Raw genomic sequence first — 22,739 nt, 5'->3', positions numbered from 1 at the left:
AGGATCCCTATTTCCATGCCTCTCCATCTCGTCACCCCTTTCGACCGGCCCGATGCGCCCGAAGACGAACAGCCCCTCTTCTCGCCGGTGCCGACCTGGCGCTCGCGCATCGCCGATGGCTGCTACATCGTGCTGCGCGGTAGTCTGTTTCTGGGCTCGTCCTATCTGATGGCTCTGGGCCTGCCGCTGCTCTTCTTCCTGCTTCTATCGGGCGGCAATCCCGACGCCTTCTTCGCCCATGTCGCCAATCTCGGTGATCGCTTCCTGGCGGCGGATTTCACTCGGCGCGTCACATTCGTCGATCAGTGCAAGTTCGTTCTGATCGGTCTCGCCACGCTCGTCGTCGTGTGGCGCATGCCGCGCTTCATCCGTGATCTCGACCGCGAACTCTCGGGAGAAAAGCTGTGAGGAACATTCTGGCAACATCCAACCTGCGCGGGCGGCTTGCATCGATCAATCTCACCGCTGTCGTGCTCGGCGTCGGCATGATCGGGCAGGTCCTGTGGGGCGTCTGGACGACCGACAAGCTGCTCACCCTTGAGAAGCGCGAGGTCGTGACGGTCCAGTTGAGCCGGATCATGGGCGACTTCATCGAAGCCGAAGCACGATCTGGTCGTCCTCCGGAAGAAACCAGGCTGCGCGTGCAGGCCTACCTCAAGGCCGTGGAAGCCTCGGTGCAGCAGCTGGGCCGCGAAGGCCGCACGGTCCTCGTTGCCGAAGCCGTGGTGGCCGGGAGCACGCCGGACCTGACGCAATCTGTTCGCGCCGATGTTGTGCGCCGGATGGGAGCCATCCCCGATGCTGCCCGCTGATCGCCTGATCCGCTCTGCGTCCGCGCGCCGTGTCGTGCTTTGGGGCGGGCTTGGCGCCGGGGCGCTGGCACTCTCCTCGCTCGCCGCCTTCGCTCAGGGCCACGCGCTCATGATCAACGTGAGCCCCAGCCTGCCCTACTGGGCCATCTGGGTGACGCGCGGGGCGGCCGTGCACCGCGGGGATATCATCCTATTCGATCCGCCTGCTTCCTCGTTGCTGGTGAAGCATTTCGGAGCGGCGCCGAAACCGTTCGGTAAGCGGGTGAGCGGCGTGCCGGGCGACATCGTCACCGAGCAAAACCGCACCTACTTCGTCAACGGGCAGGCTGTCGCAAAGGCCAAGCTCACGAGCCGCCTTGGTGAACCCCTCGCGCTCGGCCCGACGGGCCGCGTTCCGAAAAGCTGCTATTTCGTCACAAGCGAACACAAGGACGGTTTCGACAGCCGCTACGCCGCAATCGGTTGGATTTGCGGCCCACGCATTCTCGGGGTCGGGAGGCCGATCCTGTGAGGCTCCTTACCTTCCCCATATGCGCCACTGCGCTGGCGCTGGCCATAGCGCCAGAAGCAATGGCTCGCGATTACGGTCAGCACGGCACGGTCTGGCCAGTCATCGAACCGGACCTGCTGCAGCAGATCCATGCCAGGCTTACGCAGCTCGAGAAGACCGGCGAGACCGCCCGCCTCAATGAGGAGCTGAAGCGGCGCACGATCGCCCGGGTCAACCGGCCAGAGCCTGTCACAGGTCTCTCCCTCGCTCCGGCAACACGCAGCTGGCGTTTCGATCCGACGATCACCGTCGAGCGCGATATTGCCGACGACAAGGGCCGGGTCATCATTGCCGCAGGCACAAGGGTCAATCCGCTCGATACCGTGCCGCTGCGGGCTCCGCTCGTCTTCCTCGATGGCGACGACCCGGCACAGCTCGCCTGGGCCACCCGTCGCTATGCCAGCACAAAGGCCAAGTTCATCCTCGTGGCCGGCGCGCCGCTCGAACTCATGAAAGCCCGCCAGCGGCGCTTCTACTTCGACCAAGGCGGCACGCTGGTGAAGCACTTCGGCATTCGCGCAGTACCGGCAACCGTCGAGCAGCAGGGTCGCGCGCTCCTCATCACTGAACAGCCGGTCACTCCCAACGAGCGGGCGCCATCATGAGCAGGAAACATCGCCTTCTGTCATGGCTTTGCGGAGCACTTCTGCTCGCCAGCATGAACATCATCTCAGCCGCTCCAGCCCAGGCTGCGGCCGGTCCCGGCCGCTGCACCGGGAAGTTCGTCAATCCGATCACGGACATCTGCTGGTCGTGCCTTTTCCCGATTTCGATCGGAGGCTTGAAAATCTGGCCGTCAAGTCGGCCCGACACCAGCAATCCAGCTCTCCCCGTTTGCCTCTGCGGTTTGCGGCCCGGTATCGCCATGGGGTTCTGGGAGCCGGTCCGGCTTGCCGACGTCAGCATGAAGCCTTGGTGCTTCGTCAATCTGGGCGGGATGAAGCTCGATCCTGGGTTCGACATCGGCTTCAAGTCGATGGCGGGGCCATCTGCAGTTGGCGGCAATACCCAGTACAACTCGCAGTGGCATGTCCACTGGTATGCCTATCCGCTGATCTACTGGATGGAGATCGTTGCCGACTTCCTGTGCCTCGAGTCCGGCTCGATCGACATCCTCTACATCACCGAAATCGATCCGCTTTGGCAGGACAGCGAACTCACCGCGATCATCAACCCCGAGGCGGTCCTGTTCGCCAATCCGCTGGCGCTTGCGGCCTGCGCGGCCGACTGCGTGGCGGCAACGGCCAAGCTGCCGACCGATGAACTGTTCTGGTGCGCGGGCTGTCAGGGCACGATGTATCCGCTTAACGGCAATGTCTCGGCGACCATTGGCCATGTCCAAGCCTCGCGGCTCGCGCTCGCCCGCTTCTCCTACAAGCTCCACCGCGAGCTCGTCGCCTGGGGGACGATGGGGAGCAAGGGGCTTTGCGGCAAGTACCTGATGCCGGTGATGCGCAAGCAGCAATACCGCTTCCAGGCCACCAATCCCAATCCGCAGACCAAGGGCCGCTACGCCTGCGCGCCCATTGGTGCCTCCACCACCTTCATGTCGGCAGGCCAGGTCTATCCCGCCATTGGCGAGGACATGGGCTATCTGGTCTGGCGCAAGCGGAACTGCTGCGCACTATGAAAACCATTCCTCATCTCATTGTGATCGCCTCGCTTTCGAGCCTTGCCGCTTTCGCTGGCGCGTCGGCGCAGACGGCCGAACCGGACCTTGATGTGGCGGCCATCCGGGCACGCGCCAGCGCTGGCGCCAGTGATGCCGACGCGCTCTCTGCCAATGCTCGCGCAAGGGCCGAGGCGCTGGCGCGGGAGGCCATGACAAGCACCAGCGAGGCCGAGGCGCACGCTCGCCGCTTCACCCGTGAGGCCGCCGCAAGTGCTAAGCACGATCCGGCCAGCACCTTCGACTTTGACCGGATGGTGGCCGATGCCGGCACCATGACCAGCGAAGGCATGGGCGATGCGCCAAGGTTTATAGCCTTTGCTTCGCTCTCGATGCCGCCGGCGGCGTTACGGGCAATGATCGACGACGTGGCCAAGGCCGGCGGCATCGTCGCCCTGCGCGGTCTGCCTGGCAACAGCGCCAAGGCTCTGACGGACGCATTGGCAAAAGTCGCAAAGCCCGGCGAGCAGCTGGACGGCGTCGGTATCGACCCGCGGCTTTTCCGTGCTTTCGGGATCGAGACCGTGCCCACCTACGTCGTCACCAGCAGCGACTTCGATCTGTGCGACGGGTTCGATTGTCGGACGCAGGTCCCGCCCCACGACCGGATGAGCGGCAATGTCAGCGCAGCCTACGCCCTTGAGACCTTCGCGCACGGCGGCGGCCCCGGCGCTTTGCTCGCGGCCCAGCACCTCGCCCGTCTTGAAAGGCAGGATCCATGAAACGACCAATCCTCTGTCGCGCAGGCGTGTTCGCGCTCCTGCTCACCCTCGCCGGACCGCTTCACGCCCAGACAACAACCGATGCTGCCAAGGCGGACGGCAAGGCATTCGGGCGAGACAAGGCGGCATCCGCGCAAAGTGCGGCAACCACAAACCCGGATGCCAGTCGCATCCCCAATTTCGGCGGCACACCAAGTCAGTCGGGCTATTTCGACGATCCGGACCGGATGAGCCGCGAAGCGGCTAGCCAGGCCACCACCAGTACCGGCTACAAAGCCATGCGGGACTCGATGGACCGGCGGGCCCAGTTTGCCCCTCAGGATCTCGATGCGACGATCGCGCGCAGCAATGTAATCAGCGATGATCCGCTCGCCTATACAAGCGGGATGGCCATCGGCGGCACGCAAGGACGCTGCGTGCCCTTGCCGCCGGCCAGCGGAACCGCAGCGCGCTACATGGCAACCTGTAATGTCGGCTACACCGCCAGCCAAGAAACCCGGACCTGCCCCGTGACATTGACCGCGCGGGTCGAGCAACGTCAGGTCTACGGCTACTATTGCGTTGGCGGCAGCGGGGTTGACCCGGCTTCGGTCTACAACTGCAACCGCTACCCCGCGCCGCAATGCACGGTCACGCAGTCCTATCCGATCAACCTGTGCGATCCCTATTTCGGGATCTACTGGGGCTGCAACTCCGGCGATCTGAGGGTTGACCTCGTCAGTTGCACCGCGCCGGTCGAGGGCGCCACGCCCTATACGGTGACGGGCGAGAACGTCGTCACGACGACACGCGACGAAAGCCAGTGCGCTGGCCTCGCAGCCGACAGCTCATGTCAGCAGGACACTGAGACGTGCACCGACAGCGATCCGGTGACCCGCATTGTCGATGGCATCGCCGTGACGCAGCCTTGCTGGGCATGGAGCCGTAGTTACAGCTGCGCACAGTTTACCGAGGCTCAGGACTGCCAGACACTTGAAGACACCCCGGGCTGCAAGCTCGTGCGCGAAGACTGTCTTGCTGGCGAGCCCTGCCGCACCTGGGAGCGGGTTTATGATTGCCCGGTTCCGGACCAGCCCGCGAACAGCAATCAGTTCATCTGCGATGGCGATGTCTACTGCATCGATGGCTCGTGCGAGACCATCCAGCGCGAAGCCAATGACGAGTTCAAGGACGCGGTTGTCGCGTTGAACGCGATGAATCAGGCCCGCCGCGAATTCGATCCAGACAATCTAACCCTGTTCAAGGGGACCCGCGAAAGCTGCTCGTCGAAGGTGTTCGGCATTCTCAATTGCTGCAAGGGCAAAGGCTTCCCGCTGATTCCGGGCATCCAGCTGCTCGTGGCACTGGGCTGCAGCCGCGAGGAGATGCTGCTGCATCAAAAGGACGCACAGGGTCTGTGCGCCTACGTCGGCACTTATTGCTCGTCCTCCTTCCTTGGCGTGTGCCTGACCAAGCGGAAGGTCTACTGCTGCTTTGAATCCAAGCTCTCGCGGATCCTGCAGGAACAAGGCCGCCAGCAGCTGAACAAGCCCTGGGGCAAGCCGAAGACGGAGCAATGCTCCGGGTTCACCATCGACGAGTTCGCCCGGCTTGATCTGAGCCGAATGGACTTTAGCGAAGTCTATGCCGAGTTCACCGACGCCGCCCGCCTGCCTGATGAACTGCAGGCCACCCAGGAAATCCAACAGAAGATCGAGGACTATTATGCCCGCGCACGCCAATAAGGCCGCGTGGCGGCTGCTTGCCGCCTGCGCGATTGCCAATGCCGTTTGCGTCCTTCCGTCCGCAAACGCGCAGACGGCCACCACCCAGACCGATGCGCCACCACGCGCCGAGACGAGCGAGCGGCAGGACAGCTTCTACTGCGAGGAGCGCCGGCTTGGGTACTGGTTCTACTGCAACCGGCCCAAGCCGCCGGAACAGCAGGCACCCGCGCCGGCTGCGAGCGCCACGAGCCAGCTTGACGCAATCACGGCGACCTTGCGGGAGCTCAAGGCCAAGGCGATCCTCGAGCCCACGCCTGCTAATGTGACGGCCTACATTCGGTTCCAGCGCGCCCAGCTCGACCGGGCTTCACTCTTCAGCGACGTCTGGCAACGGGCGATCTGGCAGGATCCCGAGCTCGACTACACGCTGCAGCGCCCGGTTTCGACGCTCGGCAAGCGCCAGTGGCAGGATTCGCGCAGCGCGGAACGGAACGCGGCAATGGCGCAGCTCTCCGAGCGCTACGGGCTCTTCTACTTCTTCGCCCAGAGCTGCGGCGCCTGCGAGGTCATGTCGCCGATCGTACAGAGTGTTGCCTCGACGTGGCATATCGCTGTCCGAGCGATTTCGACCGACGGCGGCCCATCGCGGCATTTCCCGAATTACACGGTCGAGACCAACCAGCGCACCCGCATGGGCCTGGAGCCCAAGATTACGCCAGCTGTCGTGCTCTGGGACGCCCTGACCGGCCGCCCTATTCCGATCGGCTACGGCGTGATGAGCGCCGACGAGCTTCAGGACCGGATTTACCTCCTCACATCGAAGGAAGCTGGACGTGACTACTAGGATGAAAAGAGCCGTCGCTGCGATCCTTGCAGCTACCCTTCCTCTCACCAGTGCATCGGCCGACGTCGGCAGTTCGATGGACTCGTTTCTGAACGACGTCGGCGGCGCAGCCAACGTCAACGGGCCGACCGCGTTCCAGGGGCAGTCAGCTGGCTATTACAGCCTCGGCAATGTCTGGACGCGCTTTCCCCAGAAGACGACCAACATTGCCAACCTGCAGCTGCCGCGCGCCCGCGCAGGGTGCGGCGGTATCGACATTTTCGCGGGATCCTTCAGCTTCATCAACGCGAGCGAGATCGTGGCGATGCTGAAGGCGGTCGCCAACAATGCCGTCGGCTTCGCCTTCAGCCTGGCGATCGACACGGTCTGCCCGGAATGTTCGAAGATCATGCAGGAGTTCAGCCAGAAGGCTCAGCTCATGAACAACCTCAACATCAATTCCTGCGAGATGGCACAAGGATTGGTGGGCGGGATCTGGCCGAAAGGCGACCTTGCCGACAAAGCCGTCTGCGAAGCTATCGGCAACTCCGAAGGCATCTTCACCGACTATGCCGCAGCCAAGCACGGCTGCGGCACCAGGGGGCAGCGTTCGAACACGACTGCGCAAGGGTCGGGCAAGTATGACGACGTCAATCCCGGCGTGCCGCGAAACTACACCTGGACGATCCTCAAGAAGTCGGCGTTCTTCTCGCCCGGAGGCCGCTTCGACGAAGAGCTCGCCGAATATGCCATGACGCTGTTGGGCACGATCATCTACGTGCCGCCCAAGGACGATGAACCGGGCAAGTTCGTGCCGATCGTCGGCGAAGCCTCGTCAACGCTCGTCACCTCGCTGCTGGATGGCACCACGAACGGCAACGTCCTGATCTTCGACTGCGACGAGACGGAGAAGTGCCTCAACCCAGGTTTCAAGTCGCTGAGCCTGCCCGCATCGAAAGCGCTGCGGCCGCGCGTCGCGGCGCTCATTGGTGGGATGGTTCAGGCGATCCGCGATGATACAGCGATCACCGAAGAGCAGAAGGAACTGCTGCAGGTCGCGTCGATCCCGCTCTACAAGATCCTGACCGTCCAGGCGGCCTATGGCCGCGGCATGCCGACCGACGACCGCGAGACCCTGGCCGAGATCGCCAGTGTCGATCTGCTGTTTGCCGTGCTCGACCGCATCGTCAGCGAGGCGGGCCGATCGATGTCGAGCTTCATCGGGGCCGACGAAGCGAAGATCGCGATGTGGCAGAACCAGGTCAATGTCGTGCGTCAGGCACTCGCTGACCGGCAGGCCAACACGCATCTCAAGGTCAATGCGGTGCTGCAGATCATCGAAAAGACGGCATTCATTGAGAACGTGCTGGCTGCCTCGATGTCACCCGGAATGGCCGCATCGCTGGACTGGTCGCGCGGCGTCCAGAGCCGCGCCCTCACTCACTGACCGGCCCAACCACATCCAGGCGGGACAATAGACATGGTCGAGATTTTCACGGTCGGCGGCGGGGACTATCTGGTCAACGTCTTCCAGGCAGTCGCCGCCTGGACCGGCAACGGCGGCTACAAAAGCCTGCTCCAGGTGGTCATGGTGATGGGCCTTGGCCTGTCCGCCCTGACCCTGGCGTTCAACCAGGACTGGCGCGCCTGGATCAACTGGTTCCTGGGCGCCACGCTCATCTACTCCTGCCTGATGGTGCCGCGGCTCGACGTCCATGTGACCGACCGGCTCAACCCCAGCCTTGCGCCTGCCAATGTCAGCAATGTGCCACTGGGCCTAGCCTTGATGGCGAGCTTCACCAGCCAGGTCGGCGACTATCTGACGGGCTCGGCCGAGGTGGTGTTCGGCCTGCCTGGCGATCTCAACTATTCGAAAAACGGCATGATCTACGGCGCGCGGCTCTACGATGCGACCCGCTCCTTGCGGATTTCCGATCCCGAGTTCGCCGCCAATCTCGATGAGCATTTCCGGCAATGCGTGTTCTACGACGTCCTGCTCGGCCGCTACTCGATGAAAGAACTGGCGGAGACGGGTGACATCTGGGCGACGATCGCACCGGGCAGCCAGGCCCGGGCCCAACGGTTCCTGACCCGCGATGCGACCTCGGGCCAGGTGAGCTCGAACATCGTGACCTGCCGTGAGGCCTACGACACGCTCAATGCGCAATGGGCCGGGCTTGTCGACGCGATGGGATCGGTGTTTGGCCGTCAGCTCTACCCCAACCAGACAGCCGCGCTCGCCAAGGCCAAGCTCTTTGCCGATCTGCCGGTGGCCTATCAGTATCTGACCGGGGTCTCAGCGAATGCGACTGAGATCTTCAAGCAGACGCTGACCATCAACGCGATGAGCCAGGCCATGCACTCGATGTCCGGCAGCAGCGGCGCTGGCAATGTCGACGTCTATGCCCAGACCCGCGCCGACATCCAAACCGAGCGGACCTATGGTTCGATCGCAAGCAACGCGATGAAGTGGGTCCCGCTCCTGAACGTCGTTCTGACCGTGCTGTTCTACGCCCTATTCCCGGTGCTGTTCCCGCTGTTCCTGCTTCCCAAGACGGGGCCTGTCGCACTCAAGGGCTATGTGACGGGCTTCTTCTATCTCGCGGCCTGGGGACCGTTGTTCGTGATCCTCCACATGATGCTGATGTACAAGGGCGCCGCCGACATGAGCGCGGTCACAGGCAGCAACGGCCTCAGCCTTGCTAGCTTCACTGGCATGGCCGACGTGAACAGCGATATCGGTCTGCTGGCAGGCTACCTCATCGCCTCGGTTCCGTTCCTGGCAGGCGGTGTGGCCAAGGGTGCCATGGCAATCTCGCACCATGCGACGAGCTACCTCAACCCAAGCCAGAACGCGGCGGAAGAAGCTGCCCGAGAGGCGAGCACAGGCAATATCTCGCTCGGCAACAGCAGCTTCGAAAACTCGAGCGTCCTCACGCGCCAGTTCGCCCAAGGCACGATTGCTCCGAGCTTCACCTATGGTGCACCGCAGACGCGGACATTCAGCGACACCGGCTCGATGACCACAAGCTTCCCGGATGGCAGCTACGACCAGATCCCGACCTCCAGCTACCCCTTCACGCCGACGCTCGGCCAGGAGTTCACGGCGCGGCTTTCGACGATGGCATCGCAGGCCCGCTCCAACAGCGAGACCTATGCCAATGTCGCGACGGAATCGACGACCAGCGCCGTCACGAAGTTCCGCGAGCTCAGGGACCAGTTCAGCCGCGGCGCATCCTTCGAGAGCGCGACCGGCACCTCGAACTCCGACAGCATCCAGACCGCATTCAGCGAGGTCGATCAGGCATCGACCAGTCTGCAGCGGCAATTCGGACTATCGCGCAGAGCAGCCGATGACATTTCAACGGCCTGGTTCCTCGGTGGTGAAGCCGGCGCCAAAGCGGGCATCTCGAACGGTGTCGCTTCGGCTAACGTCGGCCTAAAGGGCGGCGGGACACGTACATGGACCGATAGCGACATCGGGATCGCTTCGGAAGACCGTTCGCGCATCTTCGGGAGCCTGTCCCAGATGGCTGACAGCCGCAGTTGGTCGAGCACCCGCGATGGGTTCGTTCGCTCAGTCAGTACCTCATCAAGCTCGTCGATCTCGAGCACCGCGAGCGGCATGAACGCATCTCTGACAGAAGCCCAGAGCTTCACAAGCGAGGCTCGTCGGGCCGAGGAGCTTGCCAATCGTCTCGAGAGCCAGGCGTCTTTCTTCGAAGGAAACAGTGCTGCAGGCAGTCTTAACCTGTCCCAAGCCTACCGTGAATGGGGTCTCGCCGAGATCGAAAGCAATCGCGATTTCTATGGCAATGCGCGGTTCGATGACATCACCTTCCAACTCAGTCCGGAAGGCCAGGCATTGCAGGCAAAGTTCATCGAAAGCTATGCCGAGCAACTTCGCGACGGGATCGACGATCGCCTCGTACTCGCCCCCGGGTTGCCCGTATCCCGTCCAGCGGTCTCTGGCGCGGGATCGGTGCGCGGCCGAGCACAAACCGGTGGCGGAGCTTCCGGGTCGGTACCACGGGTCGGTGCTGGCGGTCTCCAAGAAGAGGTGCAAAGGGCTCAGGCGGCCGGTCGCCAGAAGATTACCGGCTCTAGGGGGCGTCTGGACGCGATCACCAAGGGAGCCCAAGGTGCCAGTGCAGAAGCAGCGGATGATGTGAAGGAGTGGTGACCTGCAACGGTCACCACAGACCGAATGACGCACCAGCCAAGTAAGAGAAACCAGCTGCAATGACGACCAAGACCGCTATCGTTAGCCTGCGCCCCCACGGGTCGGCCCAAGACTTCTTGATCCGATACTCCATCAAGCGGTTGTCGCGGATGGCCTGATCGATCTCAGACAGTCCTTCCCACTTAGGGACGCCGCGCGCCTTGGAGGTATCAATTTCGAAATTCGTCATGATCGCGTTCATCTCGTTTCCCCTTAGAACATAGGAAAAACACTCGCGCGGAGCTAGGAAAATTCGATGGACGCCTCTAGGCTCCTACTGATAAACTCCGCTTTAAGGGAATAGTCCGACAATGCCTGCAGCCAAGTTGGCAGAGAAGTCACGCAGGGCCCCCTTTCTGGAAATAAATCTTCCTTCGATCTCGACACCAACAATGTGCACATCATCCACCAAGACCCGTTCGAAAACAACGCATGTACCCACTGGTCGGGATGGCTCGTTTGGCTGCGCGGGATAGGCAAGCACCACGAGGTTACAGCCCGTGGCTCGGGAAAATGCCAGAGCTTCGTATATATCAGCCTCGCTAATTCGAAGCTGACTCTTCTCTATGTGGCCTTTATATTTGGCGTCCAATAGCATGGTTGGCCGAGAGCCATCCGCCAGAAGTACGCAGTCAGGGTATACTGATAGTTTGCTCACTTTTCCTGTGCTGATCTTGGTCTTAGTGCCTAGGTGGAAGCCCTTTTGCGGCATCACAGCTGAACGACCAAAGCCCATTCGCGTTGCCAGCGTCAACAGGTCCTCCCAAACACGCCAAGTGCTGACGAGATAGCCGGGGGCATGTGCGTTGCCTTGCTTATAGCTGATCCCAAGGCCCCCAAGCACGTCGACCGATAGCTCGTGCAACGGCTTCCAGGCCCGGTGCCGTGCAGGGATTGACTTTCGGCGATTGCTTGGGGTGTTTTGCGGGGACAAATCTTCAATCATTCGCACCAACGCGCTAACAACGGAGGGGTCGCTCACCTCGGGCAGTAGCTCTCTAGCTGCAGCAACAATGTCGGCGTTCCATCCGTTGCGCCGATCAAAGCGGGTTAGTTCTTGTTCGAAACCATCAGGCGAAGGAAAAATGAGATCCACGGGATCCGGATCCCCATCAATAAAGAAGTCAGCCTCCTTGACCCTACGGTAACTGCGGAGAGGTCTTCGCTTCCGCGAATCGTACATGCTCGTGATAGATCTAGCCACCAAAGTGGAAAGGTCACGAGGTGCGCCACCTGCAGCCGATAAGCGCTCTGTAGCCAAAAGTCGGCCATGCCTGGAGAGTGTGGAGAGAAAGAAAAAGTCCTCTCGCCAGGCAGAATCGGCTTCATCAAGCCCCAAGAATTTCGGTGCAACTTCGAGTTCGACAGAGGGCGCCAAGCGGATGAGACCTGCAAAGTCGATAGCCCGCGCGCCCTTACCATCCACACTGATTGGGTTGTAATTTAACCCAAGGCTTGAAGCAGCGCGTGCGCCAGCGTCAGTGAGCAGGCTGTTCGCTTTGGTCCGATCCACGCCAACAGACGCTGCGATCTCATGACTGAGATCGACTGGTGAGCCATATTCTACAAGCGACAACCGAATGCGAGTGTGAGCCAAACGCTAGCCCCTCGCAAAGGCCCTAAGGGCCGCATAGATGTTTTCCTCGTTGAAGTTCGTGGGGCCTTCAAGCCGGAACCGAAGGTCGTCGGCAAAAGTCGTCTCGCTGAATTTAAAGGGATTGAAGAGCGGGCCATCCAGTGCGTTGAGGGTAGCGGCAATTCCTCGGGTATCGCCGAAGAATACCTCTTCGATGTGGGCCCTTACTTTGGCCCACCCAACACAAAGCATGCCCAAAGCTTCGCTCAAAGACAGTGCCTGAGGCTTCACGTCCGACATGAGCACGCCATGGCCGATCTGGAACTCAGGGCCTCTACCGAGGGCGATTTGCTCGTTGACGGCGACCCACGCTCTTACTGAAGCTTCCAAAGCATTAGCCGATGTGACAGGCTCCTCGGGCAGCGCATCGGCGCCCAATGCTCCAAGGCCATAGAAGGCTCTCAAAGCTTTCTCGTCCGGTTCAAGCCGCAACGGCTCCCAGCGGCGCAAAAACGCCACATCGAGAGGCTCAACAGAGGCGTCTGCCTGGTTCATTGCTGCCAAGATGTATAGGTCGTGGGGCAAGGCGTACTCAATCACATCGCCGCTGACAGGATCAAGGATTTCAAAAAATTGCGTTTCGGCTCGTTTAGAGCCATCAGCGGCCAATCGCTTGTCAGATTCGATGGCCACAATGGCGCCACCAAATACTTGCACTGCAGGCCCTCGATTGATCTCGTCAATGATTAAGAGTGCAGCTCCATTGGTGACTTTGGCATGTTCACTCGCTCGATATAAAGTACCTTTAACGATTGCAAAATCTGGACTTCCTACAGCCTTGTTCACTGCCGGGGTGATTCCAGAAACAAAATCGCGGTATTTGGAACTCTGGTGAAAGACTGTTCGAAAAACCTTGCGGTTCATCTTGGCTGGAGCCGGGATATCCTTGACAGTCCCACCTGCTGCAGGTGGGATAGGGATTCCTCCGACAGGGTTGTGTTGAGGCGGCCCTCCTGCAGGGGCTAGGCCAAAGGCTGTCTCGAAAGCCAGCGCGACCTCTGCCAAGAGCCTCGATTTGCCAGTACCCGGCGCGCCTGACACCAATACGTTTCGTGAACGCGCGAGAAGCTTTAAGGCCTGCTTGCAATCATCACTTGCCATTGCAGTAACGACCCGCATTAGTGAAATCCCTGTATCCGATTACGGCACGGTTACTGGGACGCACGGCGTCCAAGCAGTCCAATATTTCTTTGGCCACGACGGGATCCCAAACCCCCGGCGTGCGGAGTGTCTTTTCCTCAGCATAATAAGGCCATACTGATCGGTCAGTTAGCTGAATCAACAACAGCAAAACGCGATTACCAGCGCCCCCACTGGGCACACGGCTAGTATCGAAGCAGCCATATTCATGTACCCGCGCGATCCGCCCTTCCGAGGGGCGCACATCGGTTGGAGGTTCAAAGAATGAGTCTTTGCTGACGACCTGATTGCTAGCATTATACCAAAAGAATTTACCCTGAAACACGTCGATCTGAATTACAGATCCATTGCGTTTTCGATTTTCTTTGATCGTATTCGGAAACATCTGCTTAATGACTGGCAAAAGCAAATCGTACGAGCCAAACCGAAAATCGCGAGCGCCGCCACCTGTATCGGCATCATTCGATTGAGCGAGGATCTTCCTGAGATCTCCCGGGACAATTTCTTTGTACAGAATGCGGGCCACTTGCCCGGCGTTGCTAGCCATGACTTTGGCTTCCCCCTTCTTCAATTTCGTCTCCGCCCAAGGCAAGTTCCGATGGAACGTAAGCCAAGGCCCCAAGTGCCTTTGCCTCTTCCGCCCGACGAGCCCAAACTGTAGAGCGTCGCCCTGTACGCTTTGCCACCGCCGCCAACGCGCTGTCTCGGGTGATCGTCGACTTTGCCTCACCCCGCAGTGGAATCTGGCCTCGATCCAAAATTGGAAAGTCTTGCAGTATCAGCTCCATGTCCTTCAAATCTAACCCATAGGCTACGGCCACTTCAGCATCAATTTCTCCTCGAAGCTGGGCCATGCGTTCGCAAGCTTCGCGCGAAACTCCAGCGTTGTCGATCATCCGAAGTTCGCGGGCTGCGCTTTCCAGCTTTTTCCATGGCAAGCCCTCTTTGGCTAGCCTCGGCAGCGGCACACTTTGCAGCAGGAAGTAATTCACAGTGGTTGTGAGCACGCGCCTCAACATCCAATCGAAGACAAAACTGTTTGCTATTGCGGTCCAGACCAACAGCCTCTCTTCGCTTGGGTCCTCAGGGAAAAGGATCGTAGGAACCTTATTGCCGCACACCACGCCGGGAGGAATCAAGGCGGCCATCAGCGAACGCTCATTGGTCTGACCCGCGACGTCGCAAAAGCCTACCCGCAGCAAATCGGCCCTGTACTGGTTTGCCTTGGGTACAGCCGAGCGACGAATCCAAAACTGTGGTGACAGCTGTGAGCCGCCAATGGGGTAGGCGTCCCACACAGCCCTACGGCCAGTGCCCGACACATGCCCTTTCACGCCAAATCTATGAGCTTGGACCATGCGGCCCTCGATCAATGGCATGACTCCAGAACCTGCATGACTCAGAAATTTCGATCGCTCTTTGGTCATGTCGACTTCGCGGCAGAACTTTGGCGTCCAGCCAAAGCCAGGTTCCTCCCACGTTATGCCTGCCTCTACGATCTTACAGAAGAGCTTCCATTCGGGAACACTGCGCACCTCAGGCAAACTTAGATCAGCCCTTACGGAAGCCAAGGCAGTGCGACCGATCGTTGCTGCTCCTGTTGTTTCCAAGCCCTTTGCTGTGCCGCGTTCGTGCAAGAGCTGGATGGGTTCACGCTTGCATTTGGTGGAGCCAGCCTTGACCAGAGCGACCGCAAGAAACTTAAACCGTGTGTCGATCGCAAAGAACCGAGCGCGATTGTCGATGATTGACATCGAGACGCTCTGGCTCGCGTTGACGATCTTCTGGCGTATGGCCTGCGTGCCTTGTGACCGAATTAGACCACCTGGCACGAGTGCAGCTACAACACCTTTCGGCTTGCAGAGATCAAAAAAGAGATCGGTGAAGGCAATATAAAGATCGGGTTCGCCGGCACCTAAATCGGGATAGCGCTCGAGCAAGAGGCGTGAATAGTTCGCAACTTCGTCGCGGTTTTTGGCGAAGCGCTGCTCGTCTAGTTCCTGAATTTTGTCTCCGTAGTGACGCTGCGCGCCTGAAGATTTTAGGAACTCATGCCGAGACAGCTTAACCTTCTCCCAAGGGGGGTTGCCGATCACGGCATCGAAGCCATCAGGAGAGATCGAGGTCCATATATTGTGATCTGCAATAAGACTGTCGCCGCAATGCCAACGGGCTCTCATGGCTTTGAGGACTGAGACATCGTCGGTGAAAGACGCCAGGCTCAGCAAGGCAGCCCGCAACGAGTTGGCTGACAAGTCCGCAGCGTTGACACCGTGCGCTAGCCACTTAGCAGCTTTAGCCCGATCTAGGCCGCATACCGCGTGGGTCAGCGCCGCCAGCAGAATCCCCGCGCCGCAGGCCGGATCGATAACCCGACTTTCATGAGTCAATTTTGGCGCTGCAAGCTCCGCCAGCCTGGTGGCTAGTCGGAAGTCTGTGTGATAGGCGCCAGTGTTCTTCCGGTTATGTTCGTGCAAGGGTTCCCTAGCAAGTGCGCTCAATGCAAGGGCGTGATGGATCGGTGATCGTTCAATTGCACTCGCGACGGGGGCGGCCAGCTCCATCAGTTCAGAAGGCCGTCTCTTGCTGCGAATGCTGAACGCCTCATGATACGATGCTAAGTCGAACCCGCCAAAGCGGGCCGAAGCAGCTTCTAATACCTGCAGCCGAAGTTCAAAGCTGGCCGTTCCATGCACGCCGCCACAAGCTTTGGTAAGGGCTGCTTCTACCGGAGCGAGGCACTCAGCTTCAAAGGGGCGGGGGGCACTCATGCATAGTTCTCCAAAAGAACCGGTTCTGTGCCATTAAATTTTCCGACTTGGATAATATCGGGTGCAGCCGGACACTTCTCAATCATGACCAAAAATTCGTTCACATCAGATGCAGACTTGCTTGCGATCTTATTTGGTCTGTATCGACCTACTGATCCGAGTGGATGCATCGTGAACTTTCCAATTTTAGAGAGTTCCTCGTTCATGCCCTCCATGGAAATGTGGCCTTCGCTACTATACGACAAAAGAACTTTCGATGCTTTCAAGCTTTGTACCAAACGTGAAAGAGTCTTCAAGGCGCGGCTTTTGTAGCAAAAATCCGATGCCCGATCTTTCCAGGGCCGAAGGCCTGCTACACCCTCAACTTCTGGCTCGTCTCCCAAGGCCACGGTTTCAAGGATGTGATAATAACTGGCGTACTGGCGCTTTGTGTATGGAGGGTCGAGGTACACTAAGTCTTGGAGCTCATTGACCACGTCGAAAACATCGCCAACCGAGGCTTCCACGAGGACATTGGTAGATTTCAATTCCCGGCAACGCATGACGATCTTTCCTTGAGACTGGCTAGTCCACTTGGAGAGAAAGCACCCGAAGGTCCCCGCAATATTTGCTACGCGATTGAGGGCGCCAAAGAGATCGGCAATTAGAAGCCGCTCTTCAACTTCATTAATTTCACCGGCAGCTCGCCAACACGCGATCAGCGTCCGCATAGCATCGATACGTGCAGCATTCTCCTCAGTGAAGTAACGCCGCTCGAGGCCACAAGAGTCAAATGATGCTGGACTATATTCACGCCACATGAAGCCGAAGACAGGCTTCGCGGCATTGAGTTTGGCAATGGCCTCCGCATAGCCACCAAGCCTTTTGAAGGCGGCTTGCTCATGGCTGATAAGTCGTGCGCCAGCAGAAATAACTGCCGAGTGCAAGCTGTCGTTTATCCGAACATTCCAACCTCGAGCAGCTGCGGCCTCGGCTACTACACCGGTCCCGCAAAAGGCGTCCACAAAGAAGCCCCCAGCTTTAGGCTCCCCTATGTAATCGATGATCTGGTCGACCAGCCTCGATTTCGATCCAATATAGCGAAAGGTCATTCTGCAGCCGCTCCAGCCTCTGACCTGCGATTCGAACGTGGCGGTTTTGATGTGGGCGTCATTTTGGTTGTCGATCCATGGGGGACGATCCCCTTGCTGTCGCAGTAGTCACCCAACAACACCTCGAGCATGTTCACCATGCTGCGCTGCTCATGATCTGCGGCTTCCTTCAATGCCCGCTTGAATGTGGGGGACACCCGAAGGTTCAGGGTTTCGCTCTTGGTGTCAGTAAAGCGCATGAACTGCCCCGCAAATGCCTGTGCAATTGCGTTATTGCACAAAAGGTAGACCGCCGGAACCCGTAGCAGCTATGTGATCAGCGACGGAGAAGCCAAGCTACCGGTGGCGCGCTCGGGAACACCTGTGCTCACCCTGTATCGTGCGAACTTCACGCAAGCCTATCGCTTGCGAGCGCATCGCACAGACTGTCAGACTCCATCAATTGCCCTGATTTCATTCATATAACCCTGCAAGCGCTCCTCGGTTCGTCGACGAGGCCGCCTACCCGACTTCAGATCGGTTACCAGCCTTGGGTCCCCAACTGCCAACCTGCCAAAGGTGCTCGGCGACGTCCGGGTTCGCGCCAAATATTCCTCGATCTGCTCCAGAAGCTGCATGGCCGTAGACTCGCTTTACGCTTGCGTTCTTGGTATGTTCTTATTAGGAAGGCTTCCTAGAGTCTAGGATCGATTTTCCTAGGCGCCCGCGATAGGACTGGCAGTCATGGACGACGCACGAAGAGCCCTGGACGAGCTCATTCAGAAGCGAGGCGTGAACTATTCCTCGGTTTCACGCCTGCTGGGGCGCAATGCCGCTTACATCCAGCAGTACATCCGGCGCGGAAGCCCGCGGCAGCTGGACGAGCAGGATCGCTCGGTTCTGGCGCGATTTTTCGGGGTCGATGAGAAAATTCTCGGTGCCCCCGCCCGTCGTTCAGGTCCGGTCGTCGAACTGGTCCATGTGCCTTTGCTCAATGTCGAGGCATCAGCCGGCCACGGCGCGCTCGCGGAGATGGAAGCCAAATCAGCGCAATTCGGCTTCGACGAGAAGTGGCTACGCCGGCTGACCGCGAGCAAGGCATCGAGCCTGTCGATCATCGCCGTGCATGGCGACTCCATGGAGCCCACTCTTCATGATGGCGACGAAGTGATGGTCGATCTCGGGGACGGCCAGGCGCGCCTGAGAGACGGGATCTATGTCCTGCGGATGGACGACATGCTGAGCGTCAAGCGGATTGCCCTCGAACCGCAGGGCAAGCGCGCTTCGGTTCTGAGCGACAACCCGGCCTATCCGAGCTGGCGCGGTCTCGAGAAGCGGACGCTCAATATCGTTGGGCGGGTTCTCTGGTTCGGACGGGCGCTCTAAGGTGGCCACATGATACTCGCCTTGCTTGCCGCCTCCATCGTCGCCTCCGGACAGACATTCACCTGCACGCCGACCCACGTCTGGGATGGTGACGGTCCGGTCTGGTGTGCGGAAGGTCCTCACTTGCGGATCGCCGGCATCGCTGCGCGGGAAATGGACGGCACCTGCCGCACCAATCAGCCCTGCCCCGATGCCTCGGCGATTGAAGCGCGCGATGCGCTGGTACAGCTGATGGGCGGCGCGCGCGGAACGATCTCGACCGGTCATGTGGTAGTCAGAGGCCCGCGACTGACATGCCGCTCCGAGGGGGGCGCAGGCGGAAACAGGACCGCTGCCTGGTGCCGGCTGCCCTCAGGCGCAGATCTGTCATGCGCCATGATCAAGACCGGCACTGTCCTGCGCTGGGATCGCTACTGGAAAGGCCCGGCTTGCCGGTGAACAGCTCCACGCATCTGACCGGTTTCGTCGAGCGGGCAGGAAACGGACCGGTGCTACGCACCGATGGTGGCGGGACTTGGGAACTCGACAACAGTCGCCAGGTACGCAAATTTATCGGCTCTCGCGTCGAAGTGGTCGGGGAGCGTTCGGGGTTCAACGGGTTTACCTGCGAACAGATATGGCCGGCCGATCAGCCTCGTCCGACAGCTTTCAAACTCCGCATCGAATTCCTTCTTGCGGCCGGCTTCGTCGCCTATGGTCTCTACGCGACAGTTGGCGCGTTCGTCAGCGCGCTAGGCTGATGCTCAGCGACTGGGAACTCTGGGCCTGCGCCAACCATGTCCTGCAAACCCACGGCGATCAGGCACCCGTCCATGTCGCCGATCAGATTGGGGCCCTGGCACTTGTTGGCGACGAAGCAGGCATCCGGATATGGCAGGCTATCGCTGAGCGGATTGTCCAGCTGAGCTCCAACGCCTCTGACAAGCCACTGCATTAAGCGTCACCGACGAAACCGGCCGGGTCATCCGATTGGCGAGAGATCGCCAGGAAAGAGACAGGATTGCGCGCCTGCGCCGCCATCGCCGTCGCTTTCGATGGTGAAGCCGCGCATTCTCTCAACCAGATGACGAGCAAGATCGACCCTGGCGCTGCGTTGGGCGCGTGGATCATCGGCATTGAGACGCAAGAGCGTGTGCTCCGGCGCAACGGCCAGCGCGACTTCGAGGTGCGTGAGAAGGATATCGTCGGAGATTCGTGGCATGGGGCAATGAGAACAAATAAAGAACTTATCGTCAACCGGCAGTGTGCGGACGCATGGGGACAGCAGGTGGCTAGATGCCGATTTCGAAGGGCTTCGTGATCGACCGGTCAAGCTCTGGCGGCTTGCGTTCCGGTGCAAGGTCGACACGATCTTTGGCCTGCCCTTTGGACGCAGCGTCGCGGAGGAGATCGACCGTTTCCAGCGCCGAGCGCTTCATACCGGCATTGCGCTCGACCGCGGCTTCAAGCTTGCCAGCATTGTCGACATAGAGGGTGAGGCCATCGCGCAGCCGTGTGATCGTGACCAGAAACGTCTGCTGGTTGGCCAGATTGCGCTCGCGGCTGTCCATGACCGCAATGCCGCGATCGGAGGTTAGCCCCTGCGCCATATGGGCATTGAGCGCATAGGCGAGATCGAGACGTCGAAGCATTGGATCTTCGCGTTCGAGTCTGTGCTCTGCGCCCAAGGATGTCTTCACCACGACAGCCTCTTTTTCGACTGCGACAATCCGGGCCTGGTCGGCATTGAGCAGGCCGCGCTGGTGATCGGTCTCGGTCCACCGGATCTTGTCGTCGGTGTAAATGTCGAGTGCCCGGACTTCGAACAGGCGTAGCGGATCCTGTTCACCTTGCGGCCTTATCTGACCAGGACGAAACTCGAACTGGCGGCCGCGCTCGTTTTCGAGCGTGATCCGCTCGCGCGCCACATCGGTCCCGACCACCCGGTACTCGCCTGCTGCAAGGCCTTGGCTGCGCTGACGCCGCGCGACCTCGACCACCATGCCGGGGGCATAGGTGCTCGCATATCGCAGCTCCTCGCGGGTGACATTGACGCGCGACAGGGTCTGGAGCCGCATGGTCGCAGGACCGAGCTCCCCGCTCGCTTTAAGGCCCGTCTGCACCGCATCGTTCACCGCGCTGCGCAAGTTCCGGCCTGAGGCATAGATTGCGGTTGTCTCGCGCTCGGCTGACGAGAGCGACAACCAAGCGGCGGCAGCTTCGACAGCAGCATCGTTCCCCGCCTGGATCACCTGGGGTGCCAAATGGCGCATAGCATCCTCAATGCGCCCTTCCTGAGCTGCCTGTTGGGCTGCGCGCAGGCCTTCGCTGCGCGCGCGAAGATTGGTGCTCATAACCGCCATCTCGATCCCGGCCTGCTGCATCACATCGAACGGCTTGCCGGCATCGACTGCACCAAGCTGCTTGCGGTCCCCGATGCTGGCAAAGCGGCCGAGTTCGAGCAGGTTGGCCAGGCGCACCAGCTTTTCCTTGTCGGCATTGCCGACCATAGAGGCTTCATCGAGCAGCACGACACTGCCGCGCATATCGGCCCGAGCCTCGGCGAGGCGGTCCGCATCGGCCCCTTCGAGAAGATCGCGGTGCCGCGCGAGAAACCGCGATACAGTCATGGACGGGATGCCCGTCTCGCGCTCGAGCATCTGGACCAGCGTGTTTTGCACCGCGAGCCCTAGCACGGCCCTGCCCTCCTCGCGCAGAACGTCCGCGACGGGCTTGAGGACCGTGCTCTTGCCTGCCCCGGCAACGCCCTGGATGGCGACGATGCGGTTGTTCGATCCAAGCAGCAGGCGCCCCGCCCCTTCCTGTCCGGCATTCAAGGTGAGCCCGTATTTGATTTGGGAAAGTGCCTGGAGGCGGGTCCCGGCAAGGTCGGGAGGTACAATCGCCGGGGCGGCCCCTCGCCCGCTTTCGACTCCGGCGATGATGCGCTGCTCAAGGCTGACGGCGTCGCGGGTGGTCAGCAGGCCCCCTTCTGCGCTCCTGCCCTTCTTCAGATATCCCTGGCGGAGCAGTTGATCGACGCGATGCTCGACCGCGGCAAGCGATGTGGGGAGCGCAAAGCCAAGTGCTGTGCGGTAGATCTCGGTGCGCGTGAATGCCGCTTCCCGCTCGCCCAGATGCCGGACAGCCGAGGCGACTGCATGAATTGCGGCGACCTGCTCGACACTGCGATTGGTCAGCCGGGCAGGTATCAGAGGATCACCTTCCCGCAGGCCCAGACGCTCGGCAAAGGAAGTTGCGAGGGCCTGAGCATGGCGGACAAGCCCGCGCATCGTTGGACCGATGCCGGCCACATTCCCAAGATCCTGTGCACTTCGGCCGTTGGCACTGGCAATGATCGTGGCGGGATCAAAACCAAGCCTGGCGGACGTTTCCTGCCACTGCTGTGTAAGCGCATCGCGATCCTCGATCCGGCCCTTGTTGGCCCGGGTCATCAAGGTTGCGGCATCAAGGACGCTCGGCCCTGAGAAGTTCATTTGAGCTGCTGCCTCCAGGATCTCTGCGCGCCGGGAACTGAAGGCATCGCGCACGGCCTTGGGCACCCCGACAGCTTCGAAATTGCCGTGCTTTCCGAACTCCCCAACCTCGTAACCGAGCTTCTCCACGCCCAACCGAAATTGGGCCATTGTCATGGCATTGAGCAAGGTGTTGTGCTGCCAGAGCTTGTCGTTGCGCAGCGCCCGCCATTTGCCGTCTGGCCCCTGGGTCACATTGGCAATGACGGCATGGAAGTGGGCGTTGGGTTCCTGGTTGCGGTTGGTGTCGTGCTGGAAGAGCGCGATCGCGAGGTTACCGGTTTGGACGGCTCGCTCCTTGCCCCGAACCTCCATCCTGGTCTCAGCGAGGTTCTTTTCGGCCCAGCGCAGGGTTTCCCGGACGGCTGACGAGTAGGCATCGAGGATCCGTTTGTCGCCGCCCACCAGAGCAAGGACCGACCAGCTTTTCGGCATCGAAAAGGTTAGGTCGGTCCCCGCGCGGTGCGCCCGATTGTCACTTCCAACCCGGCTACCATCCGGCAGCATTCCTTTAAGGACTGCCTCGAACTGCCGCGCATCCACGGCCCCAACCAGCCCCAGGGCGGTAGCGCCTTCACCCAGCCATTCGCCGGAGCGATCAGCGTCTGCGCGCGTGTAGTAGTTGTCGGCAGCAAAGTAATTGGCCGCGCCGCCTGCGGTGCGGACATTGGCTACCGATAGCATCGCTTGTCCCCCGAGGCTGCGGCAATCGGCGGC

Annotated in this window: 23 protein-coding genes; 14 read left to right on the top strand and 9 right to left on the bottom strand. The window is 60.4% G+C overall.

The features are described 5' to 3' along the window. Positions 1 to 15 precede the first annotated feature (15 nt). From ACQKOE_RS01760 to ACQKOE_RS01715, 10 genes are read left to right on the top strand one after another with little or no spacing between them, the layout of a single operon-like run. A complete protein-coding gene (locus ACQKOE_RS01760) occupies positions 16 to 408 on the top strand; it encodes a hypothetical protein (RefSeq protein WP_427511277.1) in 393 nt (130 codons plus the stop codon). Next, positions 405 to 812, top strand: a complete 408-nt coding sequence (locus tag ACQKOE_RS01755; RefSeq protein WP_427511276.1) for a type-F conjugative transfer system protein TrbI — start codon at positions 405 to 407, stop codon at positions 810 to 812. The genes ACQKOE_RS01760 and ACQKOE_RS01755 overlap by 4 nt, the downstream gene beginning before the upstream one ends. Then, on the top strand, positions 799 to 1,323 hold the full coding sequence (locus tag ACQKOE_RS01750) for a S26 family signal peptidase (RefSeq protein WP_184048535.1): 525 nt from the start codon (positions 799 to 801) through the stop codon (positions 1,321 to 1,323). Before ACQKOE_RS01755 ends, ACQKOE_RS01750 begins: the two co-directional genes overlap by 14 nt. Beyond that, positions 1,320 to 1,967, top strand: a complete 648-nt coding sequence (traW, locus tag ACQKOE_RS01745; RefSeq protein WP_096614348.1) for a type-F conjugative transfer system protein TraW — start codon at positions 1,320 to 1,322, stop codon at positions 1,965 to 1,967. Before ACQKOE_RS01750 ends, traW begins: the two co-directional genes overlap by 4 nt. Positions 1,968 to 2,020: 53 nt before the next feature. After that, entirely contained in the window at positions 2,021 to 2,992 is a 972-nt protein-coding gene (traU, locus tag ACQKOE_RS01740; protein WP_291549028.1) for a conjugal transfer pilus assembly protein TraU, read from the top strand. Next, entirely contained in the window at positions 2,989 to 3,753 is a 765-nt protein-coding gene (gene trbC, locus ACQKOE_RS01735; protein ID WP_067105278.1) for a type-F conjugative transfer system pilin assembly protein TrbC, read from the top strand. The genes traU and trbC overlap by 4 nt, the downstream gene beginning before the upstream one ends. Continuing rightward, positions 3,750 to 5,477 carry a conjugal transfer protein TraN gene (locus ACQKOE_RS01730; protein WP_067105277.1) on the top strand — a complete coding sequence of 576 codons (1,728 nt, stop codon included), beginning with the start codon at positions 3,750 to 3,752 and terminating at the stop codon, positions 5,475 to 5,477. The genes trbC and ACQKOE_RS01730 overlap by 4 nt, the downstream gene beginning before the upstream one ends. Then, positions 5,458 to 6,303 (top strand): conjugal transfer protein TraF, encoded by an 846-nt coding sequence (locus ACQKOE_RS01725; RefSeq protein WP_427511275.1) that lies wholly within the window; start codon positions 5,458 to 5,460, stop codon positions 6,301 to 6,303. Before ACQKOE_RS01730 ends, ACQKOE_RS01725 begins: the two co-directional genes overlap by 20 nt. 1 nt (position 6,304) lies before the next feature. Continuing rightward, the gene (locus ACQKOE_RS01720) at positions 6,305 to 7,729 is read left to right on the top strand and encodes a conjugal transfer protein TraH (protein ID WP_427511942.1); all 1,425 of its coding nucleotides are present in this window, start codon (positions 6,305 to 6,307) and stop codon (positions 7,727 to 7,729) included. 33 nt (positions 7,730 to 7,762) lie between these two features. Further along, a complete protein-coding gene (locus ACQKOE_RS01715; protein WP_427511274.1) occupies positions 7,763 to 10,465 on the top strand; it encodes a conjugal transfer protein TraG N-terminal domain-containing protein in 2,703 nt (900 codons plus the stop codon). 10 nt (positions 10,466 to 10,475) lie between these two features. Here ACQKOE_RS01715 and ACQKOE_RS01710 read toward each other — a convergent pair whose 3' ends face one another. The 7 genes from ACQKOE_RS01710 to ACQKOE_RS01680 form a co-directional block, all read right to left on the bottom strand. After that, complete coding sequence (locus ACQKOE_RS01710; RefSeq protein WP_427511273.1) at positions 10,476 to 10,706, bottom strand: hypothetical protein; 231 nt, start codon at positions 10,704 to 10,706, stop codon at positions 10,476 to 10,478. Between the two features lie 90 nt (positions 10,707 to 10,796). Continuing rightward, positions 10,797 to 12,080, bottom strand: a complete 1,284-nt coding sequence (locus tag ACQKOE_RS01705; RefSeq protein ID WP_427511272.1) for a 5-methylcytosine restriction system specificity protein McrC — start codon at positions 12,078 to 12,080, stop codon at positions 10,797 to 10,799. Positions 12,081 to 12,104: 24 nt separating this feature from the next. Continuing rightward, positions 12,105 to 13,004 carry an AAA family ATPase gene (locus ACQKOE_RS01700; protein ID WP_427511271.1) on the bottom strand — a complete coding sequence of 300 codons (900 nt, stop codon included), beginning with the start codon at positions 13,002 to 13,004 and terminating at the stop codon, positions 12,105 to 12,107. A gap of 226 nt (positions 13,005 to 13,230) precedes the next feature. Continuing rightward, on the bottom strand, positions 13,231 to 13,827 hold the full coding sequence (locus tag ACQKOE_RS01695; RefSeq protein ID WP_427511270.1) for a hypothetical protein: 597 nt from the start codon (positions 13,825 to 13,827) through the stop codon (positions 13,231 to 13,233). Continuing rightward, complete coding sequence (locus tag ACQKOE_RS01690) at positions 13,820 to 16,051, bottom strand: Eco57I restriction-modification methylase domain-containing protein (RefSeq protein WP_427511269.1); 2,232 nt, start codon at positions 16,049 to 16,051, stop codon at positions 13,820 to 13,822. The genes ACQKOE_RS01695 and ACQKOE_RS01690 overlap by 8 nt, the downstream gene beginning before the upstream one ends. Further along, positions 16,048 to 17,142: a DNA adenine methylase gene (locus tag ACQKOE_RS01685; protein ID WP_427511268.1), complete on the bottom strand. Its 1,095-nt coding sequence runs from the start codon at positions 17,140 to 17,142 to the stop codon at positions 16,048 to 16,050. The genes ACQKOE_RS01690 and ACQKOE_RS01685 overlap by 4 nt, the downstream gene beginning before the upstream one ends. Further along, positions 17,139 to 17,381 (bottom strand): hypothetical protein, encoded by a 243-nt coding sequence (locus ACQKOE_RS01680; protein WP_427511267.1) that lies wholly within the window; start codon positions 17,379 to 17,381, stop codon positions 17,139 to 17,141. Before ACQKOE_RS01680 ends, ACQKOE_RS01685 begins: the two co-directional genes overlap by 4 nt. A 484-nt stretch (positions 17,382 to 17,865) precedes the next feature. Between ACQKOE_RS01680 and ACQKOE_RS01675 the strand changes: the two genes are divergently transcribed. From ACQKOE_RS01675 to ACQKOE_RS01660, 4 genes are read left to right on the top strand one after another with little or no spacing between them, the layout of a single operon-like run. Further along, positions 17,866 to 18,507: a S24 family peptidase gene (locus ACQKOE_RS01675; RefSeq protein WP_036527693.1), complete on the top strand. Its 642-nt coding sequence runs from the start codon at positions 17,866 to 17,868 to the stop codon at positions 18,505 to 18,507. A gap of 12 nt (positions 18,508 to 18,519) precedes the next feature. Next, a complete protein-coding gene (locus ACQKOE_RS01670; RefSeq protein WP_427511941.1) occupies positions 18,520 to 18,945 on the top strand; it encodes a thermonuclease family protein in 426 nt (141 codons plus the stop codon). Further along, positions 18,942 to 19,247 (top strand): DUF5818 domain-containing protein, encoded by a 306-nt coding sequence (locus ACQKOE_RS01665; RefSeq protein WP_427511266.1) that lies wholly within the window; start codon positions 18,942 to 18,944, stop codon positions 19,245 to 19,247. The genes ACQKOE_RS01670 and ACQKOE_RS01665 overlap by 4 nt, the downstream gene beginning before the upstream one ends. Continuing rightward, positions 19,247 to 19,444 (top strand): DUF6961 family protein, encoded by a 198-nt coding sequence (locus tag ACQKOE_RS01660; RefSeq protein WP_427511265.1) that lies wholly within the window; start codon positions 19,247 to 19,249, stop codon positions 19,442 to 19,444. The genes ACQKOE_RS01665 and ACQKOE_RS01660 overlap by 1 nt, the downstream gene beginning before the upstream one ends. Positions 19,445 to 19,468: 24 nt before the next feature. Here the strand turns inward: ACQKOE_RS01660 and ACQKOE_RS01655 are convergent, their stop codons facing one another. Beyond that, positions 19,469 to 19,708, bottom strand: a complete 240-nt coding sequence (locus ACQKOE_RS01655; protein ID WP_427511264.1) for a hypothetical protein — start codon at positions 19,706 to 19,708, stop codon at positions 19,469 to 19,471. Between the two features lie 70 nt (positions 19,709 to 19,778). After that, positions 19,779 to 22,706, bottom strand: a complete 2,928-nt coding sequence (gene mobF / locus ACQKOE_RS01650) for a MobF family relaxase (protein WP_427511263.1) — start codon at positions 22,704 to 22,706, stop codon at positions 19,779 to 19,781. Positions 22,707 to 22,739: the final 33 nt, after the last annotated feature.

The sequence above is a fragment of the Novosphingobium sp. NPDC080210 genome (assembly GCF_050281025.1).
Lineage (GTDB): Bacteria > Pseudomonadota > Alphaproteobacteria > Sphingomonadales > Sphingomonadaceae > Novosphingobium.
Note: the sequence above shows the minus strand (reverse complement) of the source record. Positions and strands in the feature narration are given on the sequence as shown.